Below are 23,323 nucleotides of genomic sequence, written 5' to 3'. Positions count from 1 at the left end.
CTGCGCGGGCATTTCGCCGGAGCCTCCACGATCGAGCGGCAGCTGAACTCCAGGCTGCCCGTTGTGGCGAGCTGGTGTCGATGATACCGTCCAGACACATGTCCAGCTATGTGTCTCTCGGGATTCGGATCGAAGTCCGGCTTCCGAAGGCGCGCGTTCACGATTGGAGGTATGCGTAATGACATCGGCCTCGTTGGAGCCGTTCACGTTCGATCCGTACGACTATCGGTTCCACGACGACCCGTACCCGACCTATGCGCGCCTGCGTGCCGATGCGCCGCTGTATCACAACCCGGACCTGGGGTTCTGGGCGTTGTCCCGGCACGCGGACGTGATCACCGGATTCCGGGACAATGTGCGGTTGTCGAGCGCGATGGGGGTGTCGCTGGATCCGGCCGCGTGGGGGCCGCACGCGCACAAGACCATGTCGTTCCTGGCCATGGACGATCCGCGGCACGTGCGCATGCGCCGGCTGGTCTACAAGGGGTTCACGCCGCGGCGCGTCACCGAGATGGACGCCCGGATCCGAGAGCTGACCCTGGAACATCTGGAACCCGCGCTCGATCGCGGGAGTTTCGACTGGATCGAGGATTTCGCCGGGAAACTGCCCATGGACGTGATCTCCGAACTCATGGGCGTCCCCGAATCCGATCGCGCCGAGGTCCGCCGGCTCGCGGATCTGGTGGTGCACCGGGACGAGGGCGTGCTCGACGTTCCCGTGCCCGCGATCGAGGCGGCGCTGTCGCTGATCACCTATTACAGCGAGATGGTCGAGGCCCGGCGGTCGAATCCGACCGAGGATCTGACCTCCGCGTTGCTGGACGCCGAGATCGATGGTGACCGACTGTCGGCCGAGGAGATCATCGGGTTCATGTTCCTGATGGTCGTCGCCGGGAACGAGACCACCACCAAACTGCTCGGCAACGCGCTGTACTGGGCCGGGCGCGATCCGGCCGAATACGCCAAGGTCCAGGCCGAGCCCGAACTGGTCCCGGACTGGGTCGAGGAGACGCTGCGTTACGACACCTCGAGCCAGCTCGTGGCCCGCAGCGCCGCAATCGATATCGAGATGTACGGGCAGAGGATTCCCGAGGGTGCGAAGGTACTGCTGCTGATCGGCTCGGCCAACCGCGACTCCGAGGTGTTCGACGACGGCGACACGTACCGCATCGATCGCGCGGACAAGGGCAATCTCGCGAGTTTCGGTGCGGGCGTGCACTTCTGCCTCGGCGCACATCTGGCCCGGCTGGAGGCGACCATCGCGCTGCGCGAGTTCAGCGCGCGGGTGCGCCGGTACGGCCTCGCCGAGACCGGAATCGAGCGGGTGCACTCCACCAACGTGCGCGGCTTCGCGCATCTGCCCGTCCAGGTGGAGGTCGCCTGAGATGCCGCGTTTCGGGGATTCGCCCGGCATCGGTACCTGTTGCGCCCCTCGGATGTGGCCGCGGCGATCGGCACGCCCCGGGGCAGTGCGCTGACCCTGGTCGAGGTGCAACCCGAAGCGCCGCAGCGTACCGCCGAATCGGCAAGCAGCCCACAATGATTCGCGCAATTCCGGGCGCTACACCGACACCTTCGTATACACATTCATGATCTCCCCCGATGAAAGGTCCACTGCCGTGCCGAAATTCGATCGCGCAGAACTCGACGAGATGGTCACCCGCTGGGAACAGGCCAACAAGGACTGCGAAGCCGCGGGCGATTGGCGTCCGCTGGCCGAGTACTACACCGAGGACGCCACCTACGGCTGGAACTACGGTCCCAAACAGGAATTCATGGCGGTCGGCCGGCAGGAGATCCGCGATATCGCCATCGGCCTCGAGATGGACGGTCTGGAGGGATGGACCTACCCGTATCAGGAATTCGTCGTCGACGACCGCAGCGGCACCGTCATCGGCCTGTGGAAGCAGGTCAGCGATGCGACCCGCCCCGACGGCCGGAACTACTCACCGGAGGGCATCGGCGGCAGCTGGTTCCGCTACGGCGGCAATTTCCAGTGGTCCTGGCAGCGGGACTTCTTCGACTTCGGCAATGTCAGCGCGCTTTTCATGGAGATGATCACCGCCGACGCGCTTTCGGACGGCATGCGCAAGCGCATCGAGCGCACCGCCTCGGGCCCGCTGCCGGGCTGGTACAAGATCGGCGAAGCGCCCGTTCCGCTGTGGTGAGCGGGTATAGTAAAGACGCATGTCCGAACAAGTGTCCACCAGCCGGGAAGCCACTCGTCGGCGGCTGACCGAGAAACAAGCCGACACCGTCGAGCGGCTGACCGCGGCGGCGGTCGAGGTGTTGTCCCGGGAGGGCTATCCCGGGATGACCATCCGGCTGGTCGCCGCGGCGGCCGGGGTCGGCACGGCCACCGCTTACACCTATTTCGCCTCCAAGGAGCATCTGATCGCCGAGGTGTTCTGGCGGCGCCTGGCCGCCGCGCCGCCGGTGCGGGTGGACGGCGGGGACCGGGTGGCGCACGCGGTCGCGGTGTTGCGGCAGGTGTCGATGCTGGTGGCCGACGAGCCCGCGCTGGCCGGTGCGGTCAGCAGCGCGCTGCTGGGCGCGGATCCGGACGTGAAGCATCTGCGGGTGTGCATCGGGGGCGAGATCCGCAGGCGCCTGGGGGAGGCGCTGGGGTCCGGCGAGCGCGAGACCATCGCGATTCTCGAGGTGCTCTACTCGGGTGCGCTGCTGCACGGCGGTATGGGGCATCTGTCCTATGAGCAGGTGGCCGACCTGCTCGAGGCGTGTGCGCGCCGGCTGCTCGGCTGATCCGGCGGCGAAGTCGCCGACGCGGCGCCCGCCCGGTCGGCGGGCGCCGCATTCGTCTGTGCGCACCGAAATCAGTCCGGATCCGACCTTGTCGTGGAGTGGTTTCCGTAGTAGCGTCCAGACACATGTCCACCACGTGTTCGGACATGAATTCCTACCGCTTCGGGCGGTGTAGATCAGTGCCGCGGTGGCCAGCCCCGACGCGGCCGATATCCGGTCCACGACGACGTCGACCTTCCAGGAGGCAGCAGTGTCCGCGCCCTCGCTACCCGCAGGATTCGATTTCACCGATCCCGCACTGTGGGAGACCAGAAATCCGGTCCGGGAGTTCGCCGAGCTCCGCCGCACCGCACCGGTCTGGTGGAACGCCCAGAGCGACGAGCAGTCCGGCGGCTTCCGCGACGGCGGCTACTGGGTGGTGAGCAAGCACGAGGACATCAAGGAGGTCTCCCGCAGGTCCGATCTGTTCTCCTCGCAGCAGAAGGGCGCGATCATCCGGCTGCCCGGTGAGGTCACCGTCGACCAGATCGAGTTGACCGGCGCGCTGCTGGTGAACATGGATCCGCCCAAGCACACCAAGATCCGCCGCATCATCTCCAAGGGCTTCACCCCGCGCGCGGTGGAGAGCCTGCGTGCCGCGCTGACCGAGCGCGCCGCGGCGATCGTGCACGCCGCCAAGCAGGAGGGCCGCGGCGACTTCGTCGAGCAGGTGGCGTGTGAGCTGCCGCTGCAGGCGATCGCCGAACTGCTCGGCGTGCCGCAGGAGGACCGCCGCAAGGTGTTCGAATGGTCCAATCAGATGCTCAACTACGACGATCCGGAATACGGCGACACCAGCACTACCGATTCCGCGTCGAACGCCTCGATGGAAATCCTCGGCTACGCCTGGAACATGGCCGAGCAGCGCCGCGCGAACGCCCTGGACGATATCGTGAGCCAGCTCGTGCACGCCGACGTCGACGGTGAGGGACTGGGGTCGGACGAGTTCGGATTCTTCGTCATCCTGCTGGCGGTGGCCGGTAACGAGACCACGCGCAACGCCATCACCCACGGAATGAAGGCATTCGTGGACAATCCCGACCAGTGGGAGCTGTACCGGCGTGAGCGCCCGCGCACCGCGCCGGACGAGATCGTCCGGTGGGCGACGCCGGTGTCGGTGTTCCAGCGCACCGCCACCGAGGACACCGAACTCGGCGGCCGGCAGATCCGCAAGGGGCAGCGGGTCGGATTGTTCTACAGCTCAGCGAATTTCGACGAGGACGCGTTCGACGAGCCGTTCCGCTTCGACATCCTGCGCGACCCCAATCCGCATCTGGCCTTCGGCGGCACCGGGGCGCACTACTGCGTCGGGGCGAACCTCGCCCGGCTCGAGATCGACCTCATGTTCAACGCCCTGGCCGATGCCATGCCGGATCTGAGCCAGCTCGCCGAACCCGAGCGGCTGCGTTCGGGCTGGATCAACGGCATCAAGCACTGGCAGGTCAAGTACGCCTGAGCCGCGAAACGGCCGGGGCCCGAGCGAGATTCTCGCTCGGGCCCCGCTCTCGTACTCGGGATGAGCCGTGCCGCTGGGCGAATCAATGCCCGCGGGCGATCCACTCCTCCAGATGCGGGCTCTCGGCGCCCAATTCGGTGGTATCGCCATGACCGGTCCGCACGGTGGTCTCCGGAGGCAGCGCGAACAGCTTGTCGCGGATCGAGCCGATGATGGTCGGGAAGTCCGAGAACGAGCGTCCGGTGGCGCCGGGCCCGCCCCGGAACAGGGTGTCACCGCTGAACAGCGAACCAAGCTCCGGCGCCCACAGGCAGATCGATCCGGGGGAGTGCCCGGGAGTGTGCAGGACCTGTAATTCGGTGCCCGCCACCGGAATCCGCTCGCCGTCGGACAGGGGGCCGAAATCCAGTTCGGGATACACCACCCGCCAGAGCATCTCGTCGCCGGGATGCAGCAGAATCCGCGCTCCGGTCTCCGCCGAGAGCTGCCGGGCCGCACCGATGTGATCGTTGTGGCCGTGCGTGCACACGATGGCGCGCACCGTGCGATCGCCGACCGCCGCCAGGATCGGGGCCGCGTCGTGCGCGGCGTCGACGATGACGACCTCGCTGTCGTCCCCGGCGATCCAGATGTTGTTCTCGACCTCCCAGCTGCCGCCGTCGAGATCGAAAGTGCCTGCGGTGACGACCTTTTCGATGCGCGCGCCGGAAGTCACAGCGTGACCACCGAACGCAGCACCTTACCGGACTTCATCGTGGCGAAGGCCGCCTCGACCGCGTCCAGGCCGATCCGCTCGGAGACGAACGCCTCCAGCGGCAGGCGGCCCTGCCGGTACAGTTCGATCAGCGTCGGGAAATCGCGTTCGGGCAGACAGTCGCCGTACCAGGAGGATTTCAGCGCGCCGCCGTGCGAGAAGAAGTCCAGCAGGGGCATCTCGAGCCGCATATCGGGGGTGGGCACACCCACCAGCACCACGGTTCCGGCCAGGTCGCGGGCGTAGAACGCCTGCTTCCAGGTCTCCGGCCGGCCGACCGCGTCGATCACGACATCCGCGCCGAAACCGTTGGTGAGCTGCTGGATTCGCTCGACCGCGTTCTCGGTGGCCGCGGCGACGGTGTGCGTCGCGCCGAGTTCGGTCGCGGTGGTCAGCTTGGCCTCGTCGCGATCGACGGCGATGATCGTGGTCGCACCCGCCAGGCGCGCGCCCGCGATGGCCGCCGCGCCGACGCCGCCGCAGCCGATGACGGCCACACTGTCACCGCGCCCGACGTTTCCGGTGTTCATCGCCGCGCCCAGCCCGGCCATCACACCGCAGCCGAGCAGACCCGCGACGGCGGGGTCGGTCGCGGAATCCACCACGGTGCACTGGCCCTCGTGCACCAGGGTCTTGTCGGCGAACGCGCCGATGCCCAGTGCCGGAGTGAGTTCGGTGCCGTCGGTGAGGGTCATCTTCTGCTCGGCGTTGAAGGTGTCGAAGCAGTACCAGGGACGGCCACGCCGGCACGCACGGCAGCGGCCGCACACCGCGCGCCAGTTCAGGATCACGAAATCGCCGGTCTCGACGTGCGTCACCGAATCGCCGACGCGTTCCACGACGCCCGCGGCCTCGTGGCCGAGCAGGAACGGGAAGTCGTCGTTGATCCCGCCCTCCCGATAGGTCAGATCGGTGTGGCAGACGCCGCAGGCCTGCACGCGCACGACGACCTCGTGCGGCCCGGGATCGGGTATGACGATGTCGGCCAGTTCGACCGGCGCTCCGGTTGCACGAGCGATGACACCGCGGACGGTTTCGGTCATCGTCACCACCTTTCCCACGGCGTTGGCACGGATTCGGATATTGCGAAAGTCATCGTAGCCTCCGGAACGACGCGCTCAGGCCTTGTGCGGAACCGCGGTGACCAGGCCGCCGTCCACGATGAATTCCGAGCCGGTGGCATAGGAGGATTCGTCGCTGGCCAGGAACAGCACGAAGGTGGCGACCTCCTCGGGCTGCGCGGGACGGCCCAGCGGGATGGTCACCAGATCGTCCGGGATGTTCTCGGTCATCGGCGTCCGGATCAGGCCCGGATGCAGCGAGTTGACCCGGATCTTGTGCGGGGCCAGCTCGAGTGCCGCGGATTTGGCCAGCCCGCGCACGCCCCATTTCGAGGCGACGTAGCCGTGTGCCCAGGGCGCGCCGCGCAGGCCCTCGATGGAGGAGACGTTGACGATGGAGCCGCCGCCCGCGGCGATCATCGGCTCGACCACCGCGCGCATGCCCAGGAACGTGCCGGTGAGGTTCACATCCAGGATGCGCCGCCACTTGTCGATGTCGAACTTCTGCAGCGGTCCGCCGTTGACGATGCCGGCATTGTTCACCAGGACGTTCAGCAGGCCGAACTCCTGCTGGGCGAGTGCGACCGCGGCCTCCCACGCCTCCGGGTCGGATACGTCGAGGTGAATGAAACGCGCTGCGGCGCCGAGTGATTCGGCCAGCGCCTTACCTTCGTCGTCGAGGACGTCGCCGATGACGACGCGCGCTCCCTCGGCCACCAACAACTGCGCGTGCGCCGCGCCCATCCCACGAGCGCCGCCACTGATGAGCGCAACTTTGCCGTCTACACGTCCCATGGCGGCCACGCTAACATACAAACTAGAACCTGTTCCAGACTACTGTCCGGAAAACTGACCGGACTTCGCCCGCGGCCTGCGGGACCCGCGGTGACCTGCCCTCGAGGAGAGATATATGCCCATTCGCGTCGCCCATATCGGCACCGGCAATGTCGGCCGGCTGGCCCTGGCCGGATTGATCGAGAGTCCGCGTTACGAGCTGACCGGGGTGTGGGTGGCCACGCCGGAGAAGGTGGGTAGGGACGCCGGAACCCTTGCCGGGCTGGATGTTTCGACCGGAATCAATGCGGTCGACTCGATCGACGAGTTGCTGGCCACCGAACCCGAGTGCGTCGTGTACTGCGCGATGGGCGACACCCGCATCCAGGAGGCGATCGCGGACTGCCGCAAGATCCTGTCCGCGGGCGTGAATCTCGTCGGCTCCGCGCCCGGCCTGCTGATGTATCCCTGGCAGGTGTTGCCGGACAAGTACATCGACCCGGTGCAGCAGGCGGCGAAGGAGGGCAACGCGAGCCTGTTCGTGACCGGCGTCGACCCGGGTTTCGCGAACGACCTGCTGCCCCTGGCGCTGGCGGGCACCTGCCAGACCGTCGAACAAGTGCGCTGTTCGGAGATCGCCGACTACGCCACTTACGACGGGGCGATCGTCATGTTCGAGGTGATGGGCTTCGGCAAGCCGCTGGACGAGGTGCCGATGCTGTTGCAGCCCGGCGTGCTGAGTATCGCGTGGGGTCCGGCGATCCGGCAGCTGGCCGCTGGCCTGGGCATCGAGATCGATTCCATCACAGAGGAATACGAGCGGATTCCCGCGCCCGAGGCGTTCGATGTGGCGGCCGGGCGGATTCCCGAGGGTGGCCTCGCCGCGCTGCGTTTCCAGGTGCGCGGGATGGTCGGGGACGCGCCGGTCATCGTCATCGAGCACATCACCCGGTTGCGTGCGGACCTGTGCCCGGACTGGCCGCAACCCGCCCAGCCCGGCGGATCGTACCGGGTCGAAATCGCCGGTGAGCCCAACTATCTCGTGGACATCTGCCCGACCAGCCGCAAGGGCGACCACAACCACGCCGCGATCGTCGCGGCGGCGGGCCGGATCGTGAACGCGATTCCCGCGGTCGTGGCGGCCGAACCGGGCATCCGCACGACGCTCGATCTGCCGTTGATCGGCCGGCCCGGGGTCATCGCACCCCGCTGAGCCGTACGGCCGTACGGCGGTGACGCGCCCGCCAGCCCTGGGCGCACCACCGCGGTACGGCCGTCACTTGGCTGGCAGCGCGTTCTCCAGGCCGCCCACATCGGTGATCTTCCAGCCCGAATCGCGATCGATCGTGAGCGAGTAGGTCACCGTGGTCTGTGCGCCGTGCGGGGTCTGCGCACTGGTGGAATTGACGTTGAGATAGGCGTTCGGATACATGCTCTGTTTTCGGATGCGAGTATGCCGACGAATCGGCGATACCGGACAAAAGGCGCGAAATGCTTTCGAACAGCGCGGATGTCAGACCGTGGCGCGCGGGAGCCCTCGAATCCCGGGGAACTTCCGGGCGGCGACGGCGAGCTGTTCGCCTACCGCGCGGCGTCGGTGCCGTGTGTCTCGTGCTGTTCGTCGCGGACGGCCGCTGCCGATTCCGCGGACTCAGATCCGCTCGTCGACCAGGCCCCAGGAGAGTGCGGTCTCGACGCCGATGTCCCGGCCGGTGAGCGCCAGGAATGCGGTGCGCCAGCGGCCGATTCGATGCGTGATGCCAACCGTGCCACCGGCTCCGGGCACCAGGCCCATGGACAATTCGGGTAGCCGGATCCGAGTGTCCCCGGCCGCCTGTACGCGGCCCGCGAACGAGGGGACCTCGATACCCGCGCCGATGCACGCACCGTGCAGCACCGCTCGCACCCGTGGCTCGAGGCGGTGCACCGCGAGCGCGGCGCTCTGCTGCAGCCGGACCAGATGCGCCGCGGAAACGTCCGTCGCGGTGCCGAATTCGTCGAGATCCCCACCGCTGCAGAAGGATCGGCCGTTTCCGCGCAGCACGATCTCGCGCACCGAATCGTCGTATTCGGCGATCGCGAGGCCGGCGAGTACGCCGTCTCGCACCTCCCGGCCGAACGCGTTGTGCCGATCCGGGCGGTTCAACGTCACGGTCAGCGCATCGCCCGCGCGGTCGAGCAGCACCGGATCCGTCGCCTCGGGAACGGTCCGTCTCGCGCGGCCCGCCCGCCAGGCCGCGAATTCCGGACCGGCCAGCAGCATCGAGTAGGCCAGTGATTCGGCCATGAGCCCGTCCGCGACGTTCGCGCGGGAGGTGAGTCCGAGCAACCCCGCGAGCGTCAGTGCCGCGCGGGGTGCGGTGGTGGCGGTGGCGGTGATGTGCGCCAGATCCTCGATGGTTCCGGGCGTCCAGGTGCGTCCGGGGCCGTCCGGGGCGAGCGTGCAGGTCAACATCTCCAGCACCGGTCCGGCGGCAGGGGGGAGCGGTGTTCGGCTGAAGCCGACCGCGATGACGCTGCGCCGCCCGAGTGCGGCCACCGCGGCCTCGGCGTATTCCCACTGGTCCAGGTTCAGATCGACGACGATCACCGGTGTCGCGGGAAGGCTGCTCTCGTCCACGGCGAGGGCGGCCGCGCCCGCCGCGATATCGGCGAGTCCCACGGTCGGCACGCTGTTGCCCCGATCGGTTCCATGCGCATCGACCCCAGCCATCATGGCGTCGACTTTTCCACAGCACGGGTCGATGCACCGGACTGCCCTCTGGCAAATACGTAGCTACACTCGCGGGCGAGTTCAGAGCGTTTCGGAAAACCCATCAGCCGAACGCATCGGGCGTTCGGCTCGGAGAGGAGTCGGAATGGCTGTCTACGATGTGGCTGATCGCTCGGCGATCGTGAGCGGCGGTGGTTCCGGCATCGGCCGGGCCGTGGCGGTGGAATTGGCCCGCAGCGGCGCATCGGTACTGGTCTTCGATCTGAACAAGAAGAACGCCGACGACGTGACCGAGGAGGTCCGGGCCGCGGGTGGCGTGGCGGCCGCGTTCGACGGCGACGCCTCCGATCCCGATACCGTGCGCCGCAGCGTCGAGGCGGCAGGGGAACTCGGACCCTTGCGGATCGCGGTGAACAATGCCGGAATCGGCGGTGAGAGCGTTCCGGTCGGGGAGTACTCGACCGAGAGCTGGCGAAAGGTGATGTCGGTCGATCTCGACGGCGTGTTCTACGGTATGCGCGAACAACTTCCGGTGATCGCGGCGGCCGGCGGCGGGGCGATCGTCAACATGGGCTCGGTCCTGGGCAGTGTGGGTTTTCCGGATTCCTCGGCATATGTCACCGCCAAGCACGGCCTGGTGGGGCTGACCCAGAACGCCGCACTCGAGTACGCGCCGCAGAAGGTGCGGGTCACCGTCGTGGGACCCGGTTTCATCGAGACGCCGCTGCTGGCCGCGACCATGGACGAGGAGGCGCACAACTTCCTGGCGACCAGACACGCGCTCGGCCGCCTGGGCACGCCCGAGGAGGTCGCCGGGCTGGTCACCTTCCTGGCCAGTGACGCGGCCACCTTCATCACCGGCAGCTATCACCTGGTTGACGGCGGCTACACCGCGCAGTAGCCGAGATGTGCGCGGCCCCCGGCGAATCGTTCGAGAGGACCGCGGCGCACGCCGACGGGCGGGTGGATCTCCAGCGGGATCAACCCCACAGTGCTCGGATCTACGACCAATTTCTGGGCGGCCAGGACATCTACGCCGCCGATCACGCCGCGCCCGAGAAGATCGAGCAGGCGATCCCCGCGGTGCGCGCGTTCGTCCGGGCAACCGGCAGTTCATGGTCCGTGCTGATGTGCGGGGACTGGGAACAGGTTCCTCTGTGCGGCAGGGGACAGGCCCGGCGTCGCCGAGAATGATTGCGTGCCAGGCCTTTCCGGGCGAACTATCAGCCCCGGTATCCGCTCAGGTCGTAGACCGTAGCGTTGCCGACCTGTTTCGGGGTGAAGGTGGCGGTCACCCAGTTGCTGATGTCGGTGTGCTGGTTGCGCCCGAAACCGCCTCCGCCACCGGAGATTTGGGCAGGGTCGTCGGTCTGCGGCCGTTGCGTCCGGATACCGCCCGCCGCGAACCTGCCGGAAGTGTCGCTCGCGTCGGATTGTGCGTCGATGCCGCGAGCGCCGTCCTGACCCCGGCCGTTGGACTGCAGGACGTAGTAGCCGATCTTGCCCGCCTTCACATCGGCCTGGAATTCGGCGAGCGTCGGCGTCGGATCGCTACCGGAGAATCCGCCGATCGCCATCACGGCCCTACCACTCTCCAATTCCAGTCCGGCCGTGCTGGACGACCCGTTGACCGCCGCTGCCCACGTCGCATTCGTCTGCTGCAACAGCGCGGTGAGCTGCGGGTTCGTCTGGCCCTCCTGCCCCCGGCCGCCACGGTCGTCGGCCTGGGCCGGGCCCACCGTCGGCCCGCCGCCGGAGTGTGCGGTCGCAACGGTGGCCACCGTGTAGGCCGCCGCTCCCGACAGCCCGGCCGCAAGGCCGATCGTCAGCACCGCGGCGGCGAGTCGGCGGTGGGCGTGCTGCGTCCACGGGATCGCCACCAGCACCGCGGCCAGGATCGTCACGATCAGGATCGCCCAGCGCAGCTCCGGATACCACGCGCTGTTGCGTTGCAGCAGAACGAAACTCCACACTCCGGTGACCGCGAGCAGCGCAGCCGTGCCGAGCCGCCCGAAGAGCGTTTCGCGCCGAGTCCACATCTCCCGGACGCCGATGGCGAACATTCCGGCCACGGCGGGCGCGATCGACAGGCAGTAGTACGGGTGGACCATCCCGTTCATATAGCTGAGCACGCCGCCGTCGATGATCAGCCATCCGCCGAAGACGATCGCGGCAGCACGCATCGGATCGGTGCGCGGCGCCCGGCCGCGCGAGATGAGCACCAGGACGAAGGCCAGCAGCGCGGCGGGCAGCAGCCAGCCGATCTCGAAGCCGAACTCACCGCTGAAGAGGCGTTCCACACCACGGACCTGCCCGCCGAAGCCGCCGAATCCGGGATGGCCGGCGGCGGGCATGTGCGCGGCGGCCGACTGGGCGGCATCGTGCGCCGCGGGTGTCGGCGTGCGGCCACCGCCGCCGTGGTTGCGGCCCAGGATCCGGGCGAATCCGTTGTAGCCCAGCACCAGATTCATGAAGTTGTTGTCGGTCGAGCCGGCCAGATACGGCCGGCTCGACGCGGGCCACCACAACGTCACCAGCACATACCAGCCGCTGGCGACCAGCAGTGCGACCAGCGCCCCGAACAACTGCAGGATGCGGGTACGGACCGGATTGGGTGCGGCGATCAGGTAGGCCAGCCCCAGCGCGGGCAGCACCATCAGGCCCTCGAGCATCTTCGCCAGGAACGCGAAACCCAGTGCCACACCGGCGAGTACGAGCCACAGCGTGGAGGCGCGCGGCAAGGCCCGCACGGTCGCGTAGGCTGCCGCCGTCATGAGCAGGACCATCGCCGCGTCGGGGTTGTTGAAGCGGAACATCAACGCCGCCACCGGTGTCAGCGCCAGCGCCGCACCCGCGAGCAGTCCGGAGTAGTGGCTCTCGCTCACCCGCCGGACCGCGCCGTAGAGCAGGGCCACCGCCGCCACGGCCATCAGCGCCTGCGGGATCAGCATGCCGGCGCTGGAGAACCCGAAGATGCGCCCGGACAGGCCCATCACCCATTGCGAGACGGGCGGTTTGTCGACGGTGATGAAGTTGGCCGGGTCCAGTGACCCGAACAGCAGCGCCTCCCAGCTCTTGGAGCCGGCCCAGGCGGCCCCGGCGTAGAACTGGTTGCCCATCCCGTTGACGGTGATATTCCACAGGTAGAGCACCGCCGTCGCGATCAGGAGGCGCGGCCAGGCCGGCACGTTCGACTGCTCTGCCGCCGAATCCGCGGGCCGATGCGGGAGCCGCGGAACGCGGCGGGACTTCCGAAGAGGTGTCCAGGACCGATGTCGTCACGTCGACCATTGAGCACGGCGGAGCCCACAGGTACCTGTGAGCCAGCCGTGAGCTTGCCGTGGACGGCTGATCCGCCGCGTCCGCCGGGAAGGCCGACCGCGCTCGGGACGGCAGACGGCGGCCGGCGGTCAGGACAGCAGCCGGCGCAGTACCCGGTTGCCGAAGCCGTACCGGATCAGCCCGTCGAGATTCTGAATCGTCTTCTCCGAGTAGGGATACCAGATACTTTCCCGCTTCGGCTGCCACCGGTCGACGAGCACCGGCTGGGCATGGGTGAAACTTCGCAGCGCGTCGGTGCCGTTGACATGGCCCAGGCCGCTGTCCTTGCGTCCGCCGAACGGAGCCTCCGGGACCCCGTAGATGACCGCGGCGTCGTTGTGCACCACGGACCCCGTTGTCAGCTGGGCGGCGATGCGACGCGCCTTGGCGGCGTCCTTGGTGAAGACCGATCCGCTCAAGCCGTATTTGCACTCGTTGGCCAGGCGGATCGCCTCGTCCTCGTCGCGCACCCGCATCACGGCCGCGATCGGCCCGAACGTCTCCTCGGTCATCAGCTGCATATCGTGATGCGCACCGAGGACCAGGGTGGGCTGGAAGTAGAGGCCGTCGCCGTCCCCGCGCGCACCGCCGACGACGACCTGCGCGCCCTTTTCCTTGGCGTCCTCGATGTGCCGGGTGACGATGTCCATCTGCCGATCCCAGAACAGCGGGCCCATATCGGTGTCGCCCGGCCCGTAGGTGATCTCGGCGGCCTTGTCGGTGACCAGCCGGATGAATTCGTCCGCGACGCTATCGACCACGTAGATCCGCTCGACGCTCATACAGACCTGGCCGGTGTTGAACATCGACAGATAAACCGCACCCGCCGCCGCTCGCTCGAGATCGGCGTCGGCACATACGATCATGGCGTCCTTGCCGCCGAGTTCGAGGGTGCAGGGCAGCAGGCGTTCGGCGCAGGCCGCGGCGATCTTGCGGCCGGTGGCGACGCTGCCGGTGAAGCACACCTTATCGATCTCCGAAGCGACCAGCGCGGCGCCCGTTTCGCCGTCACCGCGCAGGACCTGCACGACGTCCTCGGGAACGCCCGCCTCGTGCAGCACGCGCGCCACCCATTCGCCCGAGCGCGGGGTCACCTCGGAGGGTTTGAACACCACGGTGTTCCCGGCCAGCAGCGCCTGCACGACCGGGTTGAGCGACAGCACGAACGGCGCGTTCCAGGGGGTGATGACACCGACCACGCCGAGCGGCTGATATTGGATGTACAGCTTCTTGAACGGCTTCAGATAGCCGTGCAACTTCTGGGCGTGCGAGCGCAGGTCCTTGCGGGCACGCCCGCTCCAGTAGTTGAGGAAATCGCAGGCCGGGACGATCTCCACGCCGAGCGCCTCGGCCTCGGGCTTACCGGTTTCCTCGCGGACCGTCGCGGCGATCTCCGCGCGCCGCCGCACGATGACGCCCACCGCGGCGCGCAGGATGTCGGCGCGCTCGCCGATACTCCGCGCGGCCCAGGCCGGCTGTGCGGCCCGGGCACGGGCGACCGCCGCGCCGACCTCGGTACTGTCCTCGACCTCGAGTTCACCGATGGACCGGCGATCCACCGGGCTGTCCAGGGCCAACCGGCGGCGTTCGCCGTCGGCCGACGGCAAGGTGCGAACGATGGCCATGGTCTTCTCCTCGATGAGCTGATGGACACCTGTCTGGAAGGTACTACGCCCATCCGTGCGCAACAAGACTCGGACCACTGTGCGGGAAATGCCGTGGGGGAGCGGCCCCACGGCACCTGGTGAAGCGAGGTCCTACTGTGTGGCGGCCTGGCGCTTGGGCAGCTTCCAGCCCGGCCGCGGGAAGTGGCAGGTGTAGCCGTCCGGGTAGCGCAGCAGATAGTCCTGATGCTCGGGCTCGGCCTCCCAGAACGGCACGGCCGGGGTCACCTCGGTGACGACCTTGCCCGGCCACAGGCCCGAGGCGTCGACGTCGGCGATGGTGTCCCGGGCGACCCGCTTCTGGTCCTCGTCGAGGTAGAAGATCGCCGATCGATAGCTCGAGCCGACGTCGTTGCCCTGACGGTCCTTGGTGCTCGGATCGTGAATCTGGAAGAAGAACTCCAGCAGCGCCCGGTAATCGGTCAGCGCCGGGTCGTAGACGATCTCCACCGCCTCGGCGTGGCCGGGGTGGTTGCGGTAGGTGGGATTGTCGTTGCGCCCGCCGGTGTAGCCGACCCGCGTCGAGAGCACTCCGGGCTGCTTGCGGATCAGATCCTGCATGCCCCAGAAGCATCCACCGGCCAGGATCGCGGTCTTCGTGTCGGTCACACTTGCTCCTTCGTGAACAGGGTCTTGTACGGACCGTAACCCTCCGCCTCGAGGTCGTCGAGGTGGATGAATCGCAGTGCCGCGGAATTGATGCAGTACCGCAGGCCGCCCGCCTCGCGGGGGCCGTCGGTGAACACATGCCCGAGATGGCTGTTGCCGAAAACCGACCGGATCTCGGTGCGGATCATCCCGTGACTGGTATCGCGCGCGTCGACCACGGCGTCCGCACTGACCGGCTTGGTGAAACTCGGCCAGCCGCAGCCACTGTCGAATTTGTCCAGCGAGGTGAACAACGGCTCACCGGAGACGACGTCGACGTAGATGCCCGGCTCGTGGTTGTCCCAGTACTCGCCGGTGAAGGCTCGTTCGGTCCCGTTCTCCTGGGTGACGTGGTACTGCTCGGGTGTGAGCGCCGCGACGGCCGCAGGGTTCCGGTTGTATTCCTGTGCCACATGACCTCCTCGTTGTCGACTACTCCTACAACGTGTGCGCCGCGTCGGAAAATCCCGGGGCAGGGCGGCGTCATACTTCGGTCACGAATCGCGGGCGGTGGTCGCGACCTGGCGGTTCGGCTCTCGCCGGTGTTCTGTCAGGAAGCGGTTCCAAACGAGCCGCATCAAATTTGAAAACAGTGAAATTGGCATATGCGCATTGGAATATGTGACTCCGGAACGGTTCCATCCCGTCACCGATGCACAGAGCGGGCGGGCAGGCGCGCTGCGGACGGCGTACCAGCGCGAAACGTTGTGCCGCAACGGGATTCCGGGATGCTCCGGGGTTCGGTGACGGCCGGGTTAAACTCGATCACGCTCGGGTTGGCCGATGCGGGCAGGTTGCGGGTAGGAGTGGGCGATGCCGCCGAAGGCGACGGTGCAGCGTCGGCGCCCTTCGCAGGAGCGGGCGGTGGCGACGCGGGGGCATCTTCTCGATACCGCCGCGCGATTGTTCGGGGAGCGGGGTATCGCGAACACCTCGACGAATCGGATCGCGGCCGAGGCCGGAGTCAGCATCGGCACGGTGTACCGGTATTTCGCGGATCGTTCGGTCATGGTCGAGGAGTTGCTCGCGCGACTGCTGGAAAGTATCGAACAGCGGCTCACCGAGCGAGTTTTCGGGCTGGGGGACCGGCCGATCCTGGAACAGATCACCTCGGTTCTCGAGGCGGTGAGCGATGAGCTCGCGGCCAAGGCGCCGCTGGTGCGTGCGCTGGCGGCCGGGGTGCAGTTCTACAGCAGCGGTATTCCGGAGTTCGAGCCGCGGCTGCGGATGCTGGCCAAGGTGATCGTGATCCAGATGCTCGGACCGGGTGATGATCACCGCTACGACGTGATGGCCTTCGTATTGATCAATACCGGATTCGCGGCGGTACTGCGGGCCTCGGCGCTCGAGGTGAGCGGCGAACAGCGCCGCGAGGCGATCGCGATGACGGCGGAGATGATCGCCGCGTGGGCCGAGGCCGAACGCAACGGCAAGACGTCCTGACCCCCTTCGCCCGCTGGTGCTACGCCGGTAATTGGCATCTGCCTCGAGCGGATGCGGTCGATCCTTGGTGCCGGTCACAGAGTTCCCGGTGACGGGTGGATAGCGAATTGATTGCTGCCGTACTTTGGCGTGGTAGGCACGGGCAACGGCGCCTGTGGTTGTCCGTGAGATGGGGTACCGGTGGTTGATCTCGGATGGTTCGACATGTGGCGGCCGCGTTCCGGGCGGCTGATCACCTGGACGGTACTGCCGTCGGCGCGGGAAGCGATGCTGCGGACGCCCGCCTGCGCGATGCCCGTGCCGGGCTGGCAGCAGCGTTACATGCGCGCGGCCTACCGCCTGGCCGGCACCGAGTGCCGCCCGGCACGGCTGGATGTCCTGGAGTTCGATGTGGCCGGTCGCCCGGAGATCGCCGCGATGACCCGGGCGATCACCCGATTGGTGCGGTGTCACGACGTATTCCGCAGCTGGTTCGCCGTCGAGCCGGACGGCCGGGTGGTGCGTCACATGCTCTCGCCCGACGCGGTGGAGTTGGTCGCCAGGGTGCGCGAGGACGTCATCGACAGCGCATCGATCGGGGAGATCGTGCGGACCGGGGTTCCGGACGCATTGCATTGGGACTGTTTCGGTTTCGGCGTCATCGAACACGAGCAGTCCTTCACCATGTACCTGGCCGTTGATCGAGTGCACACCGGCGCTGTGGCGGCGCTCCCAGCGGAGTCGAATCTGCTGACGTTGTACCGGCGTGAGGTGTGCTCGAGCGGTGAGCTGCGCGCGGTCGTGCGCGGCCGGTCGTCAGCCCCGCGGAAATACCTCGTGCACGGCGCCTGGTCCGCGGCGGTCGGCAGGTGAGACATGTTCGGCCACAAGGCGTTCGGAGAAGTGGTCACGGATGTGTGGTCGCGAACAGCGGTCCCGCGTCGTTCGCCGTGGGGGCGAGTCCGATCAGACGGGCGGCCGCCCAGAGCGTCACCTGGGTCGCGGTGAGGACCGGACATCCGGCGACCCGTTCCAGGTCCCGGGTCAGCTTGCCGGCGTGCAGGGCCGTCTCGGGCAGGAGCACCGCCTGGGCACGCGGGTCCGCGGCGCGGGCGACGAGATCCAGGATGCGGTCTGCAGGCCAGTCGGCGAGCTCGCGATCCGAGCCCGCACCGGCGTCGACCCGGCGCACGACCCGGGCACCGGCTTCCCGGATCCGCTCGACGAAGTGGTCGGACAGCTCCGAGTGGTACACCGAGGCCAATGCGACCGTATCGAGGGACAGATGGCGGACCGCCCGCTGATAGGCGGCGGTGGTGCTGGTCGCCGGGCATCCGGCGCCGCGCTCGAGCACGCGTAGCTGCCGTCCGACACCCTCGGCTCCGTCCAGGAAACTCGAACTGGTGACCGCGAAGGCCACCGCGTCGAAGGCTCGTCCGTCGAGCGCGCCGGGCAGGGCGTGTGCCAGATGGGCCGCCGATCCGAGCCGGCGCACCGCATCGATCACCTGCTCGACGGTGAGCGCGGCCAGATCGTCGATATCGTCCGGCCACGGAAGGTAGACCACCTCGAGGCCGAGATCGGGGTCGATCCGCGCGGCGAGGTCGAGGAAATCGTCCTCGCCCGCGTCGCGGGTGGGATACAGCAGGCCCACGGCAGGTTTTCCGCTCATCGCCCGCATGCTACGGACGTTCGGATCCTGGTGACCGTAATCCTGGTCGCGGCGGCGTGCGAATGGTTTCCTCATGATCCGATCCTGAGGTGCGAGCGAAAGGCCATGCGATGCCCGTCGACGACGCGACCGGTTCCCGGACCGGTGTGCAGGTGGTGAAGCTCGGTGCGCGTATCGGCGCTCGAATCGAAGGTGTGCGGCTGGGCGGTGACCTCGATCCCGGGACGGTCGCGCGGATCCGGGAGGCGCTGCACACCCATCGGGTGATCTTCTTCCGTGGTCAGGACCACCTCACCGAGGACGGCCAGTACGAATTCACCGAACTGCTGGGCGAGCCGACCACGCCGCATCCGACCGTGACCTCGGCGGGGGCGAAGAGTCTGGCCATCGATTCCCGGTTCGGGCGGTCCAACAGCTGGCACACCGATGTCACGTTCGTCGATCGGGTGCCGAAAGCGTCTGTGCTGCGGGCGGTTTCGCTGCCCAGCTACGGGGGATCAACGACCTGGGCCTCGACGGTCGCGGCCTACGAGTCGCTGCCCGAACCGCTGCGCAGGCTGGCCGAGGGGCTGCGTGCCCGGCACACGAATCTGTACGACTACGCCGCGACGGCCGAGGATCGTCCGGACGAAACCGTGCGGGCATACCGGCGGGAGTTCGAGGCGACCTACTTCGAGGCCGAACATCCGGTGGTCGAGGTGCATCCGGAGACCGGTGAACGCGCTCTGCTGCTGGGCGGTTTCGTGCAGCGGATCGTCGGGGTGTCGCGCGCGGAATCCGATGCGCTGCTGCGGATATTCCAGGACCGGGTGACCCGGCTCGAGCACACGGTGCGGTGGGACTGGGCGCTGGGAGATGTGGCAATCTGGGACAACCGTGCCACTCAGCACTATGCCGTGGACGACTACGACGGCAGCGAGCGACGCACGCTGACCCGGATCACGCTCGCCGGTGCGATTCCGGTCGGGGTGGACGGAGTGCCGAGTACGGTGATCGCGGGCGATGCGCGGCACTACTCGTCCGCCGCCCCGCTGACGCGCGCGGCCTGAGCGATCACGTGCGCATGGGCCGGATTCATGAAATCGTCTGTGGAGACGTGTCCGTCGCCCGGGAACGCGGCGGATCGCCCGAAGTGCCCATTCCACCGCTACGCGGACATGATCTAGTAGTCTGCGACGACTTGCGGGTCCGATGACATGCGCAAGCAGCTACCGGCCGATGCCCGGCCGACGAGGGGAATCCCGTGAACTTGTGGAGCTATGTGCGAGGTCGGGGGGAGTTTCTGGCGTTTCTCACGTATCAGCATGCCTCCCTTGCCTTTCAAGCCGTTCTGGTCGGGACCGTGGTCGCGGTGCTGATCGCCGTGGCAGTGTATCGGCTGCCGCTGGCGGCGTCGCTGTCGCTGACCTCGAGCCGGGTCGCGCTGACGATCCCGTCCCTGGCACTGTTGGCATTGCTGCTGGTGCCGTTCGGGCTCGGCGTGGTGCCGTCGTTCATCATGCTGGCGTTCTTCGCGGCGCTGCCGGTGATCGGCAATGCCATCGTGGGCCTGCGATCGGTACCCGCCTCGGTGGTGGAATCCGCACGGGGAATCGGATTTTCGCGATGGCGGATTCTGCTGACGGTCGAGTTGCCGATCGCCTGGCCGGTGATCCTGACCGGAATCCGGGTCTCCACGCAGATGATCGTGGGTGTCGCCGCGATCGTGGCCTATGTGCTTGGCCCGGGGCTGGGATCGCTGATCTTCAACGGGCTTTCGCGGCTCGGCGGTGCGAACGCGCTCGAAATGGCGTTGACCGGAACCATTCTCATCGTCGTCATCGCCTTGGTGTTCGACGCGCTACTCGTCCTGCTCGGACGGCTCACGATCGCGAAGGGTTTGTCATGACCGACGAGGTGACCAGTCCGCCGGCAGCGGGCGTGCGGGAGCGCACCGTGACCGGTGCGTCCATCACGCTGGACGGGGTGGTCAAGCGCTACAAGGGGCAGGACGTGCCGGCCGTGCGGCGGCTGGATCTGCAGATCGAGGCCGGCGATATCGTCGCTTTCGTCGGTCCGTCCGGATGCGGCAAGACCACGACGCTGAAGATGATCAACCGGCTGATCGAGCCGACCGAGGGGCGGATCTTCATCGACGGTCGCGATGTGACCCGGGAACATCCGGACAAGCTGCGTCAGTCCATCGGGTATGTCATCCAGTCCGGCGGTCTGTTCCCGCACTGGACGGTCGCGAAGAATATCGGCGCGATTCCGCGGGTGCTCGGCTGGGATCGCAAGCGGATCGCCGAGCGCACCGAATATCTGCTCGATCTGGTCGGTCTCGATGCCGCGACGTTCGCCGACCGGCTGCCCAAGGACATGTCCGGCGGACAGCAGCAGCGGGTGGGCGTCGCGCGGGCGCTGGCGGCGGATCCGCCGGTGCTGCTGATGGACGAGCCATTCGGCGCGGTCGACCCGATCACGCGAGTTCGGTTGCAGGACAGCCTGATCGCGATTCAGCACGAGCTCGGCAAGACGATCGTGATCGTTACGCACGATTTCGAGGAGGCCACCAAACTCGGCGACAAGGTGCTCATCCTGTCCGAGGGCGGGCATGTCGAGCAGTACGCGCGCCCGGAGGAGATCCTGACCAGTCCCGCGACGCCGTTCGTGGAGGAGTTCGTCGGGTCCGGCGCGAAACTGGCCTACCTGACCGTGCAGCGGGTGCGCGACGTCGAATGCGATGAAGTGGTCACCGCACTGGTCGGCGAGCCCTCGCAGCCTGTGATCGATCGCGCGAAGGCGGCCGGGCACAGCTGGGTGGTCGTGGTGGACGAGGCCGGGCGGCCGCGTTCGTGGCCGACGCTCGGGGAATTGGCCAGCAAGCCGGAGGTTTCGGACTATCTGGATCGGCGGCTGCCGGTGATCGCGCGGTCCTCGACCCTCAACGACGCGCTCGATGCCATGCTCGCGGCGAGTCAGGGGGCGGCGTTGGTCACCGACGGGCGGGGTGCGGTGATCGGCTCGCTGGGTATCGGGTCGGTGACCGAGACGATTCAGGCCAAACTCGCCGACGTGCGTGCCGAGGAGGAGGAACCGTCGTACGAGACGTACGTCGACGGCACCGATCCGGCGCCGACGCCGGTGGTGGCCGCGCAGGACGAACCCGGAACCGCGGAGGACGAACCCGGGACGGCGGCGGAGCTGTCATGAACCGGCTGCGCCGCGTCCCGCTCGACGTGTGGTTCGAGCCGGCGGTGATTCTCGTCATCGGTATCGGATGGTTGCTCTGGTACCGGTCCACGACCCTGACCGCGACCGAACGGGCATCGCTGGGCTGGGGCAATCTGCGGTCGACGATCCTGAGCCACATCGAGTTGACCGTGGTGGCCACACTGATCGTGGTGGTCGTGGCGATCCCGCTGGGTATCGCGCTGACCCGGCCCGCGGCGAAGCGGTTCGAGCCGTTCGTGGTGAATATCGCCAATATCGGACAGGCCGCGCCCGCGGTCGGGCTGCTGGTGCTGTTCACGTTCTGGCTGGGCACCGGATTCCGCACGGCGATCGTCGGTCTGGTGGTGTACGCGGTCCTGCCGATTCTGCAGAATACGATCGTCGGGCTGCGGCAGGTGGATCAGCGCACGATCGAAGCCTCGCGCGGGATCGGATTCTCTTCCGCGCGAACGCTTTTCCAGGTCGAGCTGCCGCTCGCGGTGCCGGTGATCCTCAACGGCGTGCGCACCGCGCTGGTGATCCTGGTCGGGACCGCGACGTTGAGCACGTTCATCGGCGCGACGAGCCTGGGCACGCTGATCACCACGGGGGTGACCCTGTTCCTGCCGAAACTGCTGGTGTCCGGGGCGATTCTGGTTGGTCTGCTGGCTCTGATCATCGACTGGCTGGGCAGGCTGGTCGAACTCGCCGCGACGCCGCGGGGTGTGTCATGAGGGCGCGGTTGACGACGCTGGTCTGCGCTCTGGTGGTGACGTTGTCGATGGTGGCCGGATGCGGTCTGGTCAGCTCCTCGGGGACGTTCCACCACACGACGCTGCCCGGCGGGGATCAGCCGCTCGCGGGGGCGAAGATCACGGTGACGTCGAAGAGTTTCACCGAGGGAGTGCTGCTGGGCAAGATCACCGCGACGTATCTGGCCGCGGCGGGTGCGCACGTGACGGATCTGACCGGAGCGCCCGGCTCGGCCTCCTCGCGGCAGGCTCAGCTCAACGGTGACGCGGACGTACTGTGGGAGTACACCGGGACCGGATGGGTCAACTACCACAACGAGACCCAGACGATCTCCGATCCGCGGGAGCTGTGGCAGCGGGTGCACGACATCGAGAAGCACGATCACGACCTGGAGTGGTTGCGGCCCGCGAACTTCAACGACACCTATGCCTTCGGCGTCTCCGCACCCACCGCGCAGCGGCTCGATGTGCGGTCGCTGTCCGACGTGGCCGCACTCCCGGTCGCCGATCGCACGTTCTGCGTGGACGACGAATTCTTCAGCCGCTCGGACGGTTTCATCCCGATGCTGCAGAAGTACGGGATCCCCTACAACACTCCAGACGGCGTTCCGGCCCGCAATGTGACCCGCATGGACGCCGGGGTCGTCTACACCGCCACGGCCAAGAGCGCCCCCTGTAATTTCGGCATGATCTACACCACCGACGGCCGGGTGAAGAACCTGAAACTCGTTGTGCTGGACGACGACAAGAAGTTCTTCCTGCCCTACAGCGGCACGGCGGTCGTGCGCGGTGAGGTCCTGGACCGCTATCCGCGGCTGCGCACTCTGCTGGGCATGATCTCCGAGCGTCTCACCAACGATCTGATGCAGGATCTCAACGGCCGGGTCGACATCGAGGGCCAGGACCCGTCTGATGTCGCCTACGACTGGTTGAAGAGCCAGAAACTGGTCGAGTAGAACGGTCTGCGGGAAGAAATCAGGGTCGTCTACGGGGCGTACCCGGATGTCGTGTGCGAGTGAGCGCAATACCGTTGCGGCGGTAGGCGAAAGCGTTCGGCGAGCAGGCCGGTGAACGGTCGCGACAGGTGGGTCG

General features: G+C 67.5%; 24 protein-coding genes. 14 read left to right on the top strand and 10 right to left on the bottom strand.

Annotation, left to right across the window (positions count from 1 at the left end):
* The first annotated feature begins 178 nt into the window (after positions 1-178).
* From AC5WS7_RS08545 to AC5WS7_RS08530, 4 genes are all read left to right on the top strand, one after another.
* On the top strand, positions 179-1,384 hold the full coding sequence (locus AC5WS7_RS08545; RefSeq protein ID WP_495953866.1) for a cytochrome P450: 1,206 nt from the start codon (positions 179-181) through the stop codon (positions 1,382-1,384).
* A gap of 235 nt (positions 1,385-1,619) precedes the next feature.
* Positions 1,620-2,168, top strand: a complete 549-nt coding sequence (locus tag AC5WS7_RS08540) for a Cif family virulence factor (RefSeq protein ID WP_495953865.1) — start codon at positions 1,620-1,622, stop codon at positions 2,166-2,168.
* Positions 2,169-2,187: 19 nt separating this feature from the next.
* Entirely contained in the window at positions 2,188-2,763 is a 576-nt protein-coding gene (locus AC5WS7_RS08535; protein WP_495953864.1) for a TetR/AcrR family transcriptional regulator, read from the top strand.
* A gap of 250 nt (positions 2,764-3,013) precedes the next feature.
* A complete protein-coding gene (locus AC5WS7_RS08530) occupies positions 3,014-4,258 on the top strand; it encodes a cytochrome P450 (protein ID WP_495954506.1) in 1,245 nt (414 codons plus the stop codon).
* Positions 4,259-4,340: 82 nt separating this feature from the next.
* Here the strand turns inward: AC5WS7_RS08530 and AC5WS7_RS08525 are convergent, their stop codons facing one another.
* From AC5WS7_RS08525 to AC5WS7_RS08515, 3 genes are all read right to left on the bottom strand, one after another.
* Positions 4,341-4,973, bottom strand: a complete 633-nt coding sequence (locus AC5WS7_RS08525; RefSeq protein ID WP_495953863.1) for an MBL fold metallo-hydrolase — start codon at positions 4,971-4,973, stop codon at positions 4,341-4,343.
* The gene (locus AC5WS7_RS08520; RefSeq protein ID WP_495953862.1) at positions 4,970-6,055 is read right to left on the bottom strand and encodes an S-(hydroxymethyl)mycothiol dehydrogenase; all 1,086 of its coding nucleotides are present in this window, start codon (positions 6,053-6,055) and stop codon (positions 4,970-4,972) included. The genes AC5WS7_RS08525 and AC5WS7_RS08520 overlap by 4 nt, the downstream gene beginning before the upstream one ends.
* Positions 6,056-6,130: 75 nt before the next feature.
* Positions 6,131-6,868 (bottom strand): glucose 1-dehydrogenase, encoded by a 738-nt coding sequence (locus tag AC5WS7_RS08515; protein ID WP_495953861.1) that lies wholly within the window; start codon positions 6,866-6,868, stop codon positions 6,131-6,133.
* A gap of 115 nt (positions 6,869-6,983) precedes the next feature.
* Here AC5WS7_RS08515 and AC5WS7_RS08510 point away from each other — a divergent pair, with 115 nt between their 5' ends.
* Complete coding sequence (locus AC5WS7_RS08510; RefSeq protein ID WP_495953860.1) at positions 6,984-8,060, top strand: NAD(P)H-dependent amine dehydrogenase family protein; 1,077 nt, start codon at positions 6,984-6,986, stop codon at positions 8,058-8,060.
* 63 nt (positions 8,061-8,123) lie between these two features.
* Here the strand turns inward: AC5WS7_RS08510 and AC5WS7_RS08505 are convergent, their stop codons facing one another.
* Both AC5WS7_RS08505 and AC5WS7_RS08500 read right to left on the bottom strand, forming a co-directional pair.
* Positions 8,124-8,279, bottom strand: a complete 156-nt coding sequence (locus AC5WS7_RS08505) for a hypothetical protein (RefSeq protein ID WP_495953859.1) — start codon at positions 8,277-8,279, stop codon at positions 8,124-8,126.
* A 219-nt stretch (positions 8,280-8,498) separates the two neighbouring features.
* Positions 8,499-9,563: an enoyl-CoA hydratase/isomerase family protein gene (locus tag AC5WS7_RS08500; protein ID WP_495953858.1), complete on the bottom strand. Its 1,065-nt coding sequence runs from the start codon at positions 9,561-9,563 to the stop codon at positions 8,499-8,501.
* A 142-nt stretch (positions 9,564-9,705) separates the two neighbouring features.
* Between AC5WS7_RS08500 and AC5WS7_RS08495 the strand changes: the two genes are divergently transcribed.
* On the top strand, positions 9,706-10,461 hold the full coding sequence (locus tag AC5WS7_RS08495) for an SDR family NAD(P)-dependent oxidoreductase (RefSeq protein WP_495953857.1): 756 nt from the start codon (positions 9,706-9,708) through the stop codon (positions 10,459-10,461).
* Positions 10,462-10,466: 5 nt separating this feature from the next.
* Positions 10,467-10,754: an SAM-dependent methyltransferase gene (locus AC5WS7_RS08490; RefSeq protein WP_495953856.1), complete on the top strand. Its 288-nt coding sequence runs from the start codon at positions 10,467-10,469 to the stop codon at positions 10,752-10,754.
* 29 nt (positions 10,755-10,783) lie between these two features.
* Here the strand turns inward: AC5WS7_RS08490 and AC5WS7_RS08485 are convergent, their stop codons facing one another.
* The 4 genes from AC5WS7_RS08485 to msrB form a co-directional block, all read right to left on the bottom strand.
* Positions 10,784-12,748, bottom strand: coding sequence for an ArnT family glycosyltransferase (locus AC5WS7_RS08485; protein ID WP_495953855.1), 1,965 nt, complete (start codon positions 12,746-12,748; stop codon positions 10,784-10,786).
* Between the two features lie 222 nt (positions 12,749-12,970).
* A complete protein-coding gene (locus AC5WS7_RS08480; RefSeq protein ID WP_495953854.1) occupies positions 12,971-14,506 on the bottom strand; it encodes an aldehyde dehydrogenase family protein in 1,536 nt (511 codons plus the stop codon).
* A gap of 132 nt (positions 14,507-14,638) precedes the next feature.
* A complete protein-coding gene (gene msrA / locus AC5WS7_RS08475) occupies positions 14,639-15,154 on the bottom strand; it encodes a peptide-methionine (S)-S-oxide reductase MsrA (protein ID WP_495953853.1) in 516 nt (171 codons plus the stop codon).
* Entirely contained in the window at positions 15,151-15,606 is a 456-nt protein-coding gene (gene msrB, locus AC5WS7_RS08470; RefSeq protein ID WP_495953852.1) for a peptide-methionine (R)-S-oxide reductase MsrB, read from the bottom strand. The genes msrA and msrB overlap by 4 nt, the downstream gene beginning before the upstream one ends.
* A gap of 400 nt (positions 15,607-16,006) precedes the next feature.
* On the opposite strand from msrB, the gene AC5WS7_RS08465 reads away from it, so the two are divergent.
* A complete protein-coding gene (locus tag AC5WS7_RS08465; protein WP_495953851.1) occupies positions 16,007-16,636 on the top strand; it encodes a TetR/AcrR family transcriptional regulator in 630 nt (209 codons plus the stop codon).
* A 180-nt stretch (positions 16,637-16,816) separates the two neighbouring features.
* A complete protein-coding gene (locus AC5WS7_RS08460) occupies positions 16,817-17,488 on the top strand; it encodes a hypothetical protein (protein WP_495953850.1) in 672 nt (223 codons plus the stop codon).
* Positions 17,489-17,522: 34 nt separating this feature from the next.
* Here the strand turns inward: AC5WS7_RS08460 and AC5WS7_RS08455 are convergent, their stop codons facing one another.
* Positions 17,523-18,287, bottom strand: coding sequence for an aspartate racemase/maleate isomerase family protein (locus AC5WS7_RS08455; RefSeq protein ID WP_495953849.1), 765 nt, complete (start codon positions 18,285-18,287; stop codon positions 17,523-17,525).
* Between the two features lie 110 nt (positions 18,288-18,397).
* Here AC5WS7_RS08455 and AC5WS7_RS08450 point away from each other — a divergent pair, with 110 nt between their 5' ends.
* The 5 genes from AC5WS7_RS08450 to AC5WS7_RS08430 all read left to right on the top strand — a co-directional run bounded on the left by AC5WS7_RS08450 (position 18,398) and on the right by AC5WS7_RS08430 (position 23,187).
* A complete protein-coding gene (locus tag AC5WS7_RS08450) occupies positions 18,398-19,336 on the top strand; it encodes a TauD/TfdA dioxygenase family protein (RefSeq protein WP_495953848.1) in 939 nt (312 codons plus the stop codon).
* A gap of 194 nt (positions 19,337-19,530) precedes the next feature.
* Positions 19,531-20,175, top strand: a complete 645-nt coding sequence (locus AC5WS7_RS08445; protein ID WP_495953847.1) for an ABC transporter permease — start codon at positions 19,531-19,533, stop codon at positions 20,173-20,175.
* Positions 20,172-21,479 (top strand): ATP-binding cassette domain-containing protein, encoded by a 1,308-nt coding sequence (locus AC5WS7_RS08440; protein ID WP_495953846.1) that lies wholly within the window; start codon positions 20,172-20,174, stop codon positions 21,477-21,479. The genes AC5WS7_RS08445 and AC5WS7_RS08440 overlap by 4 nt, the downstream gene beginning before the upstream one ends.
* The gene (locus AC5WS7_RS08435; RefSeq protein WP_495953845.1) at positions 21,476-22,213 is read left to right on the top strand and encodes an ABC transporter permease; all 738 of its coding nucleotides are present in this window, start codon (positions 21,476-21,478) and stop codon (positions 22,211-22,213) included. The genes AC5WS7_RS08440 and AC5WS7_RS08435 overlap by 4 nt, the downstream gene beginning before the upstream one ends.
* A complete protein-coding gene (locus tag AC5WS7_RS08430) occupies positions 22,210-23,187 on the top strand; it encodes a glycine betaine ABC transporter substrate-binding protein (protein WP_495953844.1) in 978 nt (325 codons plus the stop codon). Before AC5WS7_RS08435 ends, AC5WS7_RS08430 begins: the two co-directional genes overlap by 4 nt.
* Positions 23,188-23,323 lie beyond the last annotated feature (136 nt).

The organism is Nocardia sp. PLKS1-43 (assembly GCF_059510335.1).
The sequence above is the reverse complement of the archived record's forward strand: the minus strand, read 5'-3'. Positions and strand labels throughout refer to the sequence as shown.